The 12,719-nt window shown below is 65.6% G+C and carries 11 protein-coding genes and 3 pseudogenes; 2 read left to right on the top strand and 12 right to left on the bottom strand.

The genetic code is table 11. The features are described 5' to 3' along the window. The 9 genes from thpR to SALMUC_RS21485 form a co-directional block, all read right to left on the bottom strand. Positions 1-543: RNA 2',3'-cyclic phosphodiesterase (gene thpR / locus SALMUC_RS29170; RefSeq protein WP_084514057.1), on the bottom strand; the 543-nt coding region annotated here is incomplete at its 3' end. Positions 544-553: 10 nt separating this feature from the next. After that, a complete protein-coding gene (locus SALMUC_RS21520; RefSeq protein ID WP_020043587.1) occupies positions 554-1,195 on the bottom strand; it encodes a hypothetical protein in 642 nt (213 codons plus the stop codon). Positions 1,196-1,245: 50 nt separating this feature from the next. Next, positions 1,246-2,070 (bottom strand): ABC transporter ATP-binding protein, encoded by an 825-nt coding sequence (locus tag SALMUC_RS21515; protein WP_020043586.1) that lies wholly within the window; start codon positions 2,068-2,070, stop codon positions 1,246-1,248. Positions 2,071-2,144: 74 nt separating this feature from the next. Next, the gene (locus tag SALMUC_RS21510) at positions 2,145-3,443 is read right to left on the bottom strand and encodes an ABC transporter substrate-binding protein (RefSeq protein WP_020043585.1); all 1,299 of its coding nucleotides are present in this window, start codon (positions 3,441-3,443) and stop codon (positions 2,145-2,147) included. Positions 3,444-3,488: 45 nt separating this feature from the next. Continuing rightward, a complete protein-coding gene (locus SALMUC_RS21505; protein ID WP_020043584.1) occupies positions 3,489-4,565 on the bottom strand; it encodes a branched-chain amino acid ABC transporter permease in 1,077 nt (358 codons plus the stop codon). Positions 4,566-4,624: 59 nt separating this feature from the next. Next, positions 4,625-4,879, bottom strand: a complete 255-nt coding sequence (locus SALMUC_RS21500) for a hypothetical protein (RefSeq protein ID WP_020043583.1) — start codon at positions 4,877-4,879, stop codon at positions 4,625-4,627. Positions 4,880-4,973: 94 nt separating this feature from the next. Then, the gene (locus tag SALMUC_RS21495; RefSeq protein ID WP_037372682.1) at positions 4,974-5,927 is read right to left on the bottom strand and encodes a branched-chain amino acid ABC transporter permease; all 954 of its coding nucleotides are present in this window, start codon (positions 5,925-5,927) and stop codon (positions 4,974-4,976) included. Between the two features lie 19 nt (positions 5,928-5,946). Beyond that, a complete protein-coding gene (locus SALMUC_RS21490) occupies positions 5,947-6,759 on the bottom strand; it encodes an ABC transporter ATP-binding protein (RefSeq protein WP_020043581.1) in 813 nt (270 codons plus the stop codon). 130 nt (positions 6,760-6,889) lie between these two features. Further along, positions 6,890-8,857, bottom strand: a complete 1,968-nt coding sequence (locus SALMUC_RS21485; RefSeq protein WP_020043580.1) for an AMP-binding protein — start codon at positions 8,855-8,857, stop codon at positions 6,890-6,892. 484 nt (positions 8,858-9,341) lie between these two features. Here SALMUC_RS21485 and SALMUC_RS29165 point away from each other — a divergent pair, with 484 nt between their 5' ends. Both SALMUC_RS29165 and SALMUC_RS21480 read left to right on the top strand, forming a co-directional pair. Further along, on the top strand, positions 9,342-10,535 hold the full coding sequence (locus tag SALMUC_RS29165) for an AAA family ATPase (protein ID WP_084514052.1): 1,194 nt from the start codon (positions 9,342-9,344) through the stop codon (positions 10,533-10,535). Between the two features lie 43 nt (positions 10,536-10,578). Beyond that, a complete protein-coding gene (locus tag SALMUC_RS21480) occupies positions 10,579-10,821 on the top strand; it encodes a hypothetical protein (RefSeq protein WP_020043578.1) in 243 nt (80 codons plus the stop codon). A gap of 88 nt (positions 10,822-10,909) precedes the next feature. On the opposite strand, the pseudogene SALMUC_RS21475 reads toward SALMUC_RS21480, so the two are convergent. From SALMUC_RS21475 to SALMUC_RS30630, 3 pseudogenes are all read right to left on the bottom strand, one after another. After that, positions 10,910-11,182, bottom strand: a pseudogene (locus SALMUC_RS21475) (transposase); the annotation flags it as partial. A 214-nt stretch (positions 11,183-11,396) separates the two neighbouring features. Continuing rightward, positions 11,397-12,500, bottom strand: a pseudogene (gene xylA / locus SALMUC_RS21470) (xylose isomerase); the annotation flags it as partial. Further along, a pseudogene (locus SALMUC_RS30630) lies at positions 12,497-12,719 on the bottom strand (hypothetical protein); the annotation flags it as partial. The pseudogenes xylA and SALMUC_RS30630, both read right to left, overlap by 4 nt.

Below are 12,719 nucleotides of genomic sequence, written 5' to 3'. Positions count from 1 at the left end.
GGCCGGGGGCAGCGGGTACTCCGCCAATGTCTCGTAAAGCGCGCCGTCCTCCGTCCGGGTCGAGGACATGAGCGCCACCTTTTCCGCCGGCACCGGCGGCGTCGTCAGCCCCGCCACGTCGCGCAGCGCGCGGTCCAGCAAGGGCCGCTCGGCGGGCGCCAGGCCGCTGCCGAAGCGGATCAGCGTCACGTGCGGCCGGAACCGCGTGCGCGGCAGCACGATCCCCGCCGCGCGCACCGCCCCCATCACGCTGCGCCTCAGCGCCATCAGCCCCGGCGCCCGCACCAGCTCGGCCGCCAGCAGCCGCGGCTCGCGGCCGAACCCCGCCAGCCCCTCCACCGCCAGCGTGCAGGCCTCCAGCCGCCGCGCCTGCAGGGCGAAATCCAGCTCGTCCAGCGACTCCTCGTCCTGCTCGTCGAGGAAGGCCAGCGTCACGTGCAGGTTCTCCTCGGGCACCGGGCGCCCCACCGGCACCGCCTCCTGGACCGCCAGCAACGGCGGCACCAGCGGCCCGGGGATGGTCAGCGCGAGAAAGCATCGCATGTCCCCTCCGTCACGCCGCCGCCTGCACGCGCTCAGACGGCCCGTCGAGCGCCACCCGCACCAGAGCCGCCGCCAGCCGCACGAAACGCTCGCGGCTCCCGGCAAGCTCCGCCAGCGCCTCCGCCTCGCGCGGCAGGCCCAGCCGCCCGGCCTCCTCGGCGGCCGCGTCGTCCAGCATCGGGTAGAGCGCGTCCCAGGCGATCTGCGCCTCGCGCGCAAAGATCGCCGCGCCGGCCTCGCCGATGCCCTTCACCCGGGTCAGCGCGCGCAGGATGCCCGCGCGGTCGCCGCCCTCTTCGGCCAGCCGCCGCAGGTCGCCGCCCCAGCGCTCGCGCACCAGCTCTGCCGCCGCGAAAATGTAATCCGCCCCGCGGTTGTCGAACCGCGCGTAGCCGCTCTCGTTCAGCACCCGGATGCGCGTCTCGCGGTCGCTCTCCAGGATCGCCTCGATCTTGTGCAGGCCCGCCGCCTTCAGCCCGGCCGCCGCCCGCGCGGCCTGCCCGGCGTGGATCGGCGCCGACATCAGTTGCGCCGCCAGCAGCCAGTGGAACCACGGCTGCGGCACGTCGCGGGCGATATCGGCCCCGATCTCCTCGCTCCACGGCGTTCCGTGATCGGCGATCAGCGCCTCGACAAGCTCTTGTTGTGACATGACGACCTCCTTTCCCGGGGGAAACGGCGTCACCGCCCCGAAGGTTCGGCTCACGCCAGCCACCGCTTCCGCCGCCGGTAGGAGCGCACGTCGCGAAAGCTCTTGCGCCCCTCGTCCGACATGCCGAGGTAGAACTCCTTCACGTCGGGGTTCTCGCGCAACTCCTGCGCCGGCCCGTCCATCACCACCCGGCCGTTCTCGAGGATGTAGCCCCGGTGCGCATAGCGCAGCGCCACGTTGGTGTTCTGCTCCGCCAGCAGGAAGGACACGCCCTCGCCCTCGTTGACCGCCTTCACGATCTCGAAGATCTGCTCCACCAGCTGCGGCGCCAGCCCCATGCTCGGCTCGTCCAGCAGGATCGTGTCGGGCCGGCTCATCAGCGCGCGGCCGATGGCGCACATCTGCTGCTCCCCGCCCGAGGTATAACCCGCCTGGCTCTTCCGCCGCTCCTTGAGCCGCGGGAAGTAGTCGTAGACCATCTCCAGGTCGCGCTCGACGGCGGCCTTGCCGTCGCTCCGCGTATAGGCGCCGGTCATCAGGTTCTCTTCCACCGTCAGGTGCTCGAAGCAGTGCCGCCCCTCCATCACCTGGATCACCCCGCGCTTGACCAGCGCCGCCGGTTCGAGGTCCTGCACCCGCTCGCCCTTGTAGACGATCGAGCCCTTGGTGACCTCGCCCCGCTCCGAGTGCAGCAGGTTCGAGATCGCCTTGAGCGTGGTGGTCTTGCCCGCCCCGTTGCCACCCAGAAGCGCGGTGATCCCGCCCTTGGGCACACTCAGCGAGACCCCCTTCAGCACCAGGATCACGTGATTGTAGATCACCTCGATGTTGTTGACCTCGAGCAGGCTTTCCTCGGTCGGCGCGGCGTCCAGCATGGCTCTTCTTCTTGTTCCCAAATACGCAATGTCCGGCGGCAGCGGCCTGCGCCGCCGCCGGAGGGAGGGCGCGATCAGTTGGTCGCGCTGCACTCCTCGTTGACGGGCCAGGGCGCGTTGGCCTCGGCGTATTCCGCGGCCTTGGCCTCCTCGAGCGGACGGATCGACTCCGAGTCCGGCATCAGGTGGTCCGAGACCTTGACGAACTTCTCGCCGTCCCACTCGGTCATCCAGCCGCCCGAGTGCCCGGTGTGATCCGCGCAGGATGTCGCGAAGGGCGGCACCATGCCGGTCATGCCCAGCTCGTCCAGCCGCGCCTCGGTGATGTTCAGGTTCTCCAGCCCCCAGCGCAGCTGCTCGGCCGAGACCTCTGGCTCCTCGAAGTGCTCCTGCGCGGTGCGGATGCCCTCGGCGAGGATCATCGAGATCACCAGCCCGCGGTTGTAGAAGACGCCCTTCATCTCCTCGGCGTTCGACTGGGTCAGGCCCTCGTCGACCACGTGCTTCTGGATGTCGGCCAGCACCGGCGCGTCGGGGTTCGGGAACGACCACGAGATCGACTTGTAGCCCGCGCCCTCCTCGCCGACGATCTTGAGGTCCGCGTCATGCCCGGCCCACCAGACGCCGATCATGTTCTCCATCGGGAACTTGGTCTTGACCGCCTCGGTGATCGCCCCGGCGTTCATCGCGCCCCAGCCCCACATCACCACGTAGTCCGGCCGCTCGCGGCGGATCTGCAGCCACTGCGCCGACTGGTTCTGCATCTCCTTCAGGCCCACCGGGATCGGCACCATCTCGAAGCCCTTCTCCTCGGCCTGCTGCTCGAGGTAGGGGATCGGCTCCTTGCCGTAGGGGTGGTCGAGGTGCAGGAAGGCGATCTTCTTGCCGTCGAGCCCGCCGTTCTGCTCCAGGTATTGCAGGATCATCGAGGCGCCGTCCCAGTAGCTCGACGGCGTGTTGAAGGCCCACTGGAAGACCGTGCCGTCGGCCATGGGCGAAAAGCCGTAGCCGGGCGCGAGGATCGGGATCTCGTCCACGTTGGACTTGGGCAGCACCTGCAGCGTGATGCCGGTCGACCAGGGCTGCGTGACGATCGCCTTGCCCTTGGTCTTCTCGTAGCACTCGACGCCCTTCTCGGTGGAATAGCCGGTCTCGCATTCCTCGAAGTTGACCTTCACGCCACCGATCCCGCCGTCGCGGTTGTTGAGCATGGTCATGTAGTCCGCCTGCCCGTTCATCAGCGGAATGCCCGTCGCCGCGAAGGGCCCGGTCCGGTAGGCGAGGTTCGGCGTGAACAACTCCTGCGCCATGGCCGTGGTGCCCATCAGGGCCCCCAGCGCCGCCGCCGCGGCCAGTCTGGTGAAACGTGTCATATGGTTCTCCTCCCTTATGCGTTTCCGTCGGTCCCGGCCGGCCCCTCAGTAGGGGAAGGGCCAGATGATGAGCTTCTCCCGGATCAGCGCCCAGAGCCGTGCCAGCCCGTGCGGCTCGATGATCAGGAAGAAGATGATGAGGCTGCCCACGATCATGATGTTCAGGTGCTCGACCGTGGCCGAGCTGATCGGCAGGCCCAGCGCCTCGGGCAGCGTGTTCAGCACCACCGGCAGGCCCACGATCAGGATCGCGCCCAGGTAGTTGCCGAGGATCGACCCCAGCCCGCCGATGATCGCGATGAACAGGATCCGGAAGCTCAGCGGAATGTCGAAGAGGTTCGGCTCCGCCGCGCCCCGCCACATGAAGACGAAGAGCGCGCCGGCCACCCCCACCACATAGGACGAGATGGCGAAGGCCGTCAGCTTCGAGCGCATCAGGTTGATCCCGATGAGCTCGGCCGCGATGTCCATGTCGCGCGTCGCCTTCCAGGTCCGCCCGAGGTTCCCGCGCGTCAGGTTAATGCAGACCAGCGTGAGCAGCGTCACCACCCCCAGCACCACGAAGTACTGCACGGTCGAGCTTGCCTGCGGCCCGGCGACGTAGACCCCGAACATCTCGAGGTTGGGCACCTGGATCGCACCGCTGGCGTTGTAGTTGTAGAGCCAGCCCCACTTCTCGAAGAGCCACACCAGGAAGAACTGCGCCGCCAGCGTCGCGATCGCGAGGTAGAACCCCTTGATCCGCAGGCTCGGGATGCCGAAGGCCACGCCGACGCCCGCGCTGAACGCCCCCGAGAGCAGGATCGCCACCACCGGGTTCAGCCAGGGCATCAGCGTCACCAGCTTGTAGCAGGCATAGGCCCCCACCCCCATGAAGGCCGCGGTGCCCAGCGACAGCTGCCCGGCATAGCCCGTCAGGATGTTCAGCCCCAGCGCCGCCAGCGCGTAGATCAGGATCGGGATCAGCAGCGTCTGGAAGGCGAACTCGCTCGCCACGAGCGGAAAGATCACCCAGGCCAGCAGCAGGATGAGCCCCAGCAGCACCGCGTCCTGGCGCACGGGAAACAGCGCCTGGTCGGCCTGGTAGCTGGTCTTGAACTGTCCGGCGGTCCTGTAAAGCATTGGTCGTCTTCCGTCCTGTCACTGTTGCGGCACCGCCCGCGCGGCGGCACCCCGGCGGCTCAGAGCGCGCCCTCGTTGTCGCGAAGCTCCTCGTCGGGGTAGGCCCGCTTCGGCGCCTCGGCATAGCCGCTCCGCTCGCTGTGTCCGACCAGCCAGAGGTAGGCCCAGAGACCCAGCGCCGCCCCCACCGCGGCCAGCAGCAGCGCCGTCACCATCTGCCCCGGCCGCCCGGCATCCGCCGTCAGCGCGAGGTATCCGAAGGCCCAGAAACCGGCCCAGGCCACCACGTTCAGGATCGCGATCACTTTCGCCATGCGTCTCTCTCCCTGCCCCGGACGGCCCGCGCCGCCCCGTCGTCTTTCCCCAAGTCCTCCCGCGCGAAGCCCGGCCGGCCCCGCGCGGGCCGCTCTAGACCCTCTCGATGATCCGCTCCCCGAAGAGCCCCTGCGGCCGGAACAGCAGCACCACCAGCGCCAGCACGAAGGCGAACCATGTCTCGGTATTGCCCCCCAGCAGCGGCTGGCCCCAGTAGATCTCGAAGAGCTTCTCCAGCATGCCGATCATCAGCCCGCCGACGATGGCCCCGGTGATGCTCTCGAGCCCGCCCAGCATCAGCACCGGCAGCGCCTTGTAGGCGATCACCTCCAGGGCAAAGCTCACGCCCGCCCGCGCGCCCCAGGCGATGCCCGTGACCAGCGCGATGATCCCGGCGATGAACCAGACCAGCACCCAGATCGTCTGCAGGCTGATCCCCACCGAAAGCGCCGCCTGGTGATCGTCGCCCAGTGCCCGGATCGCCCGGCCCATGCGCGTGTAGTTCAGGAAGGCCAGCAGCCCCACCACCAGCACCGTCGCCACCACGACCACCGTGATGTCGAGATGCTGCAGGATCAGCAGCCCGCCGAAGGGCTCCAGCACCGTGTCCCCGGTCGGAATGCCCAGCTCCTCGGTGATCATCACCTTGTTCTCGCCGCCGAAGATGATCTCGCCGAGCCCGATCAGGAACAGCGTGATCCCGATGGTCGCCATGAAGAGGATGATGTCCGGCTGCCCCACCAGCGGCCGCAGCACCACCCGCTCGATGCTCACCGCCAGCACGAACATCACCGCCAGCGTCAGCGCCACGCTGATCCAGGCCGGCACCCCCATGGCGTGCAGGCCCACCAGCGTGAGCGCGGCAAAGACCACCATGATCCCCTGCGCGAAGTTGAAGATCCGGCTCGAGCGGTAGATCAGCACGAAGCCCAGCGCGATCAGCGCGTAGAGCACCCCCGAGACCAGCCCCTCCCAGAGCACCTGCATCAGGAAATCCGGCGCCTCGGCCATGTCCACGAAGGGCGTGATGAATATCTCGTTCAGTATCGCCATGTTCCCGTCCCCCTCAGTGCGGCACGCCGAGATAGGCGTCGATCACGTCCTGGTTGCCGCGCACCTCGTCCGGCGCGCCGTCCCCGATCTTCTTGCCGTAGTCCATGACGACCACCCGGTCGCTCAGGTCCATCACCACGCCCATGTCGTGCTCGATCAGGCAGATCGTGGTGCCGAACTCGTCGTTCACGTCGAGGATGAAGCGGCTCATGTCCTCCTTCTCCTCGACGTTCATCCCCGCCATGGGCTCGTCCAGCAGCAGGATCGAGGGCTCGGCCGCCAGCGCCCGCGCCAGCTCCACCCGCTTCTTCAGGCCGTAGGGCAGCCGCCCGACGGGCGTCTTGCGGATGCGCTGGATCTCGAGGAAGTCGATGACCTTCTCCACCACGGCGCGGTTGGCGATCTCCTCGTCGCGCGCCCGGCCCCACCACAGCGCCTGGCTCGCGATCCCGGCGGTCATGTGCGTCAGCCGCCCGGTCATCACGTTGTCGAGCACCGACATCCCCTCGAAGAGCGCGATGTTCTGGAAGGTCCGCGCCACGCCCATCCGCGCCACCTCGTAGGGCTTCATCGGCGGCCGCTTGGCGCCCTGGTACCACAGCTCCCCCTCCGAGGGCGTGTAGAACCCCGAGATGATGTTGAGCATCGAGGACTTGCCCGCCCCGTTCGGCCCGATGATCGCCCGGATCTCGCCCTCGCGGATGTCGAAACTGATGTCGTTGATCGCCACCACGCCGCCGAAGCGCAGGGTGATGTTGCGCAGCTCCATGAGCACGCCGCCGATCTGCCGCCCGTCGGCGGTCATGTATCCTTCGGTGTCCTTCATTGGCTCTTCTTCTTGTTCCAAATACGCACAAGCGGCCCGCGGCCCGGCACGGCGCCCGGACGGCGCGCGGCCCGGATGCAGGTCACGGGATGGCGGGCGGGGCGATCCGCGCAGCGGGAGCGTCCGGCCGTCATTCCGCCGCCACCGCCGCTCGGGGCGCCACCGGCACGACCTTGGCGTCGCGGATCTCCAGCGTCGCCCTGATCTTGCCCTTGCGGCCGTCCTCGTAGGTCACCTCCGTCTCGGTGTAGATGCTCTCCGAGCCGTCGTAGAGCGCCGTCACCAGGTCCGCGAACTTCTCCCCGATGATCTTGCGCCGCACCTTCCGCGTCCGCGTCAGCTCGCCGTCGTCCGCGTCCAGCTCCTTGTGCAGCACCAGGAAGCGATGCACCTGGCAGCCCGAGAGCATCTCGTCCTCGGCGATGCTCGCGTTGGTCTCCTCCACGTGGCCCTCGATCATGTCCAGAACCTGCGGATGCCCCGCCAGCTCCTGGTAGGAGCCATAGGCGATGTTGTTGCGCTCCGCCCAGTTGCCCACCGCCGTCAGGTCGATGTTGATGAAGGCGCAACAGCGGTCCCGTCCGGCGCCGAAGACCACCGCCTCCAGGATGTTGGGATAGAACTTCAGCTTGTTCTCGACGTATTTCGGCGCGAACAGCGCCCCGTCCGCCATCTTCCCCACGTCCTTGGCGCGGTCGATGATCCGCAGGTGCCCCGACCCCTCCTCGATGAAGCCCGCGTCCCCCGTCGCGACCCAGCCCTCGGGGTCCTTGGTGTCCGCCGTGGAATCCACGTTCTTGTAGTACTCCACGAAGACCCCGGGCGAGCGGTAGAAGACCTCCCCGCTCTCGTCTATCCGCAGCTCCACCCCCGGCGAGGGCACGCCCACCGTGTCGGGCCGCACCTCGTGGTCGGGCTGCTGCGTGATGAAGACGCTCGCCTCGGTCTGCCCGTAGAGCTGCTTGAGGTTGATCCCCAGCGCCCGGTAGAAATCGAAGATCTCCGGCCCGATGGCCTCGCCCGCGGTATAGCCCACCCGCACGCGGCTGAACCCCAGCGTGTTCTTCAGCGGCCCGTAGACCAGCCACTCGCCCAGCGCGTATTTGGCACGGTCCCAGGCCCCCACCGGCTTGCCGTCGAGGATGCGCGGCCCCACCCGGCGCGCATGCGCCATGAAGTGATGGAACATCCGCCGCTTCAGCGGGCTCGCATCCTCCATCCGGATCATGATCTGCGTCAGCTGCGTCTCGAAGACCCGCGGTGGCGCGAAGTAGTAGGACGGCGCGATCTCGCGCAGGTCCGTCATCATCGTGTCCGCGCTCTCGGGGCAGTTCACGCAGAACCCCGTCCAGTAGGCCTGCCCAATCGAGAAGATGAAATCCCCCACCCAGGCCATCGGCAGGTAGGCCAGAACCTCCTCGCCCGGCCCCAGGTGGTCGAACTCCGAACTCGCCTTCGCCGTCTCGATGATGTTGCGGTTCGACAGCACCACCCCCTTGGGCTTGCCCGTCGTCCCGCTGGTGTAGAGCATCACGCAGGTGTCGTCGTAGCCCAGCGAGCCCCGCCGCGCCTCCAGCTCCGCCATGAACTCGTCGCGCGCCGCGCGCCCCTGCTCCTGCACGTGGCTGAACTCGTGCAGCGTGCGGTGGTCGTACTTCCGCATCCCGCGCGGGTCGACGTAGATCATGTGCTCGAACTGGTGCAGGTCGTCCTGGATCTCGATGACCTTGTCGACCTGCTCCTGGTCGGCCGCCACGACGAAGCGCGCGCCGCAGTGGTCGAGCACATATTCCATCTCCTCGGCCACCGCGTCCTGGTAGAGCGGCACCGGGATCGCCCCGCACATCTGCGCCGCCACGATCGACCAGTAGAGCGTCGGCCGGTTGCGCCCGATCACCGCGACGTAGTCGCCCCGGTTCACCCCCAGGTTCAGCAGGCCCAGCGCGAGGGCCTCGATCTCGGCCGAGGTCTCCTCCCAGGTCCAGGACTGCCAGATGCCGAACTCCTTCTCGCGGTAGGCGGGCTTGCCGCCGAACTGCGAGACGTTCCTCTTCAACAGCGCCGGAATCGAGCGCAGACCCTCTGCGCCCTCGGACATGTAAGCCAAAGCTGCTCCTCCCTTCGCGCCCGGTCGTCCGGGTGCCCACGCTCCCTCCCAAGAGCGCGCCGCGGTCTGCCGCGTCGCCTGATCCCATTAGGATCGAGCGCAGGCTGACCGTCAATCATTACGTGAAGTTTGCCCGATTGTTACGAATTGTAACGGCGGTGGGCGGGGAGGGAGGCAGGAGCACTAGCTGCCAGCACGGTGACCACATCAAATCTTAGCTGTCATTAGTCCACGCCATAAACGTGTATCGATGCCCTGAAGCAATCGGCTCCGCCCTACGTGTCTAGCCACGCCGATATCGGCTTTCCGCAGCTCGCCCTGGATTCAGGCAAACATCGATCAAGCGCTTCACGAGGTATTGGCTGCGCTCGCGTCACAAGCAAGAAGCCAGAGTTCCTAGTTGCAAATTAGCACACGCCAGATGATAGTCTCCCCCAAACGACACCGCGCCTGCACCAGAAAAAATGAGTGGAAAATGGCAAGAATCGAGTACCTTCGGGTAAAGAACTTTCGCGCGCTAAAAGACGTCGAACTCAGAAACATTACGCCTCTCACCGCATTGCTGGGCCCCAATGGCAGCGGGAAATCTACTGTATTCGATGTATTCGCCTTTCTTTCAGAGTGCTTTGAAAATGGGCTTAGGCGAGCGTGGGATCGGAGGGGGCGAGGCCGAGAGCTCAAGACTCGCGGATCGACTGAACCTCTGAGCATTGAAATTAAATACAGGGAGAGCATCGGCCTTCCGCTAGTAACCTATCACCTTTCCGTAGACGAAATTAAAGGTGCACCGGTCATCATTGAGGAATGGCTTAGTTGGCGCAGAGGCAGTCATGGAAAGCCCTTTCGTTTCCTAGACTTTAAGGAGGGTTCGGGAAGAGCGGTTAGTGGAGAACTTCCCGATATTGACGACGAGCGAGCAGAGCGCCAATTGTCAGCTCCCGACTTAATTGCAGTGAATGCATTGGGGCAATTTGCAGACCACCCCAGAGTCACGGCATTGAGAAACTTTATTACGGGCTGGTATGTATCATATTTTTCAGTGGACATGACGCGCGGCCAACCTGAGGCCGGACCACAGGAGAGACTATCCAGAACTGGTGACAATCTCGCAAACGTCGTGCAATATTTGGCCGAGCAGCACCCAGACCGTCTTGAAGAAATATTCAAGACGCTGAGAAGACGAATTCCGCAAATTGATAGAGTCCTTGCCGAGGCAATGCCCGACGGCCGACTTCTCTTGACGATAAAAGATGGTCCATTCGACAATCCAATTTTGGCGAAATTCGCTTCGGATGGAACTCTCAAAATGCTAGCATACCTCGTTCTCCTTTATGATCCAGATCCTGCACCTTTCATCGGCGTCGAAGAGCCTGAGAACTTCCTGCATCCTCGACTTCTTTATGAGCTTGCAGAGGAGTGCCGGGTTGCAGCTCAAGGTAGCCAAGTTCTCGTGACAACCCACTCACCCTTCTTCATCAACGCACTAAAGTCGGAGGAGGTAAGAGTCTTATACCGCACAGAAGACGGCTACACCAAAGTTAAATCCGCCTCAGAAATCAGAGGCATAAATGAGTTCCTTTCGGCCGGGGCATTGCTTGGGGACCTCTGGGTAGAAGGGCATTTCGGAGTAGGCGATCCACTTAGCCCATCCATGGTCAGGCCTGCGTAATATGCCAATTACACACCTAGAAATCTTCGTCGAAGAGCCGTCCATGGAAGCCTTTTTGATGAACTTCTTGCCTCGGATCATCCCAGAGACGGCAACATTTTCGATTTACACCTACAGCGGCAAGAGTGACCTTCTCAGAAAGCTGCCAAGCCGAATTCTAGCCTACTCCACATGGCTTCCGGAAGAATTTGGCATTGTGGTCTTAGTAGATAGAGACGATGATGATGTTAAGGAACGTCTGATCTACCGCTTCGGCTGCGCCGATTACCGGGCCCTCGCGTTTTGAAAGCGGCAGATGCGCTGCGGACCGGGCTTGTTGCACCTGATCTGTGGATCTCGAGCGCCCAATACCGCGTCTGAGGACAGACTCCGCCTCACGCCATCAACCTCCGTCGCACGAGAAAGAGGTTGCCGAGGGCGAACAGCGTGAAGAGCTGCGCGCGGTTCTTCGCGAGGCCACGGTAGCGGGTCTTCAGATACCCGAATTGGCGCTTGAGCACGCGGAATGGATGCTCCACCCGCGCCCGCACCATCGCGATAATCCGATTGATGTGCTCGTCGATGGGGTCCAGCGCAGCGCCCTTCGGCGCCTTCCGCATGACGCCCCAGAACTTGTCCGGGCCGGAGAAATGGGCCTCGCGCGCAGCTCTTCACGCTGTTCGCCCTCGGCAACCTCTTTCTCGTGCGACGGAGGTTGATGGCGTGAGGCGGAGTCTGTCCTCAGACGCGGTATTGGGCGCTCGAGATCCACAGATCAGGTGCAACAAGCCCGGTCCGCAGCGCATCTGCCGCTTTCAAAACGCGAGGGCCCGGTAATCGGCGCAGCCGAAGCGGTAGATCAGCACGAAGCCCAGCGCGATNCCGCGCCGCGGCCTTCAGGCCCCGCGCGCAGACGTCCATCGCCCCCGCGTGCGCCGCCACGAGGTCCTCGGCGTCCAGCGACTGGCGCCGCAGCTTGGCGTCGAAGTTCGTCCCCCCGGTGTCGAAGCCCCCGGCCCGCAGGATCTCGTAGTAGGCCAGCGCCACCTCGGGCACGTTGTTCGGGAACTGGTCGGTGTCCCAGCCCGACTGGTAGTCGTTGCGGTTCATGTCGATCGAGCCCAGCACCCCCAGCTCGCGCGCCAGCGCCAGCTCGTGCTCGAAGCTGTGCCCGGCCAGGATCGCGTGCCCCTGCTCGATGTTGACCTTGACCTCCTTCTCCAGCCCGAAGCGCTGCAGGAAGCCGTAGACCGTCGCCACGTCGTAGTCGTACTGGTGCTTGGTGGGCTCCTGCGGCTTGGGCTCGATCAGGATGGTGCCCTCGAAGCCGATCTTGTGCTTGTAGTCCACCACCATCGACAGGAAGCGCCCCATGTGGTCCAGCTCGGCCCCCATGTCGGTGTTGAGCAGCGTCTCATAGCCCTCGCGGCCGCCCCAGAGCACGTAGTTCTGCCCCTTCAGCTTGTGGGTCGCGTCCATGCAGGTCTTCACCGTCGCCGCGCACCAGGCAAAGACGTCGGGATCGGGGTTCGTCGCCGCCCCCGACATGAAGCGCCGGTGCGAGAACATGTTCGCCGTCCCCCAGAGCAGCCGCACCTTCGAGCGCTCCATCTTCTGCCCGAAGATGTCGACGATCTCCTCGAAGTTCCGCCGGCTCTCGGCAAAGCTCGCGCCCTCGGGGCGGATGTCCGCGTCGTGGAAGCAGAAAAACGGCACGCCCAGGATCTCGAAAAGCTCGAAGGCCGCCTCCGCCTTCAGCCGCGCGCCCGCCATGTCGTCGGTGAACCAGGGCCGCTGGAAGGTCTGCCCGCCGAAGGGGTCGCCCCCCGGCCAGGCGAAGCTGTGCCAGTAGGCCACGGCAAAGCGCAGGTGGTCCTCCATGCGCTTGCCCATGACCATCTCGTCGGGGTCGTAGTGGCGAAAGCAGATGCCCTCGCCCTCGGGATCGTGGCGCAGCGGGGCGATGTCTGCGAAGAAATCGGTCATCGGGGGTCTCCTCCTTGGATGTCGTCGGCCGCGCCGGGATCGGGCGGCAGGTTCTCGGGTACATGGATGGCAGGCACCACGGGCGGCACCGGCCCGGACGGCTGGCGGTCGGCGATGCGCCGCAGAAGGCCGAGCGCGAGGTCCACCTCCTCGTGCGGGCGCTGGTCGATCACCACGTCGACGACGCCCTCGGCAAGCGCCCGGCGGCTGTGCGCGACC

It is taken from the genome of Salipiger mucosus DSM 16094 (assembly GCF_000442255.1).
Classification (GTDB): Bacteria; Pseudomonadota; Alphaproteobacteria; order Rhodobacterales; family Rhodobacteraceae; genus Salipiger; species Salipiger mucosus.
The sequence above is the reverse complement of the archived record's forward strand: the minus strand, read 5'-3'. Positions and strand labels throughout refer to the sequence as shown.

Bases quoted from the DNA above. Each gene is read 5' to 3' on its own strand.
- SALMUC_RS21520 (WP_020043587.1), bottom strand. From the start codon at position 1,195: ATGTCACAACAAGAGCTTGTCGAGGCGCTGATCGCCGATCACGGAACG.
- SALMUC_RS21515 (WP_020043586.1), bottom strand. From the start codon at position 2,070: ATGCTGGACGCCGCGCCGACCGAGGAAAGCCTGCTCGAGGTCAACAAC.
- SALMUC_RS21510 (WP_020043585.1), bottom strand. From the start codon at position 3,443: ATGACACGTTTCACCAGACTGGCCGCGGCGGCGGCGCTGGGGGCCCTG.
- SALMUC_RS21505 (WP_020043584.1), bottom strand. From the start codon at position 4,565: ATGCTTTACAGGACCGCCGGACAGTTCAAGACCAGCTACCAGGCCGAC.
- SALMUC_RS21500 (WP_020043583.1), bottom strand. From the start codon at position 4,879: ATGGCGAAAGTGATCGCGATCCTGAACGTGGTGGCCTGGGCCGGTTTC.
- SALMUC_RS21490 (WP_020043581.1), bottom strand. From the start codon at position 6,759: ATGAAGGACACCGAAGGATACATGACCGCCGACGGGCGGCAGATCGGC.
- SALMUC_RS21485 (WP_020043580.1), bottom strand. From the start codon at position 8,857: ATGTCCGAGGGCGCAGAGGGTCTGCGCTCGATTCCGGCGCTGTTGAAG.
- SALMUC_RS29165 (WP_084514052.1), top strand. From the start codon at position 9,342: ATGGCAAGAATCGAGTACCTTCGGGTAAAGAACTTTCGCGCGCTAAAA.
- SALMUC_RS21480 (WP_020043578.1), top strand. From the start codon at position 10,579: ATGGAAGCCTTTTTGATGAACTTCTTGCCTCGGATCATCCCAGAGACG.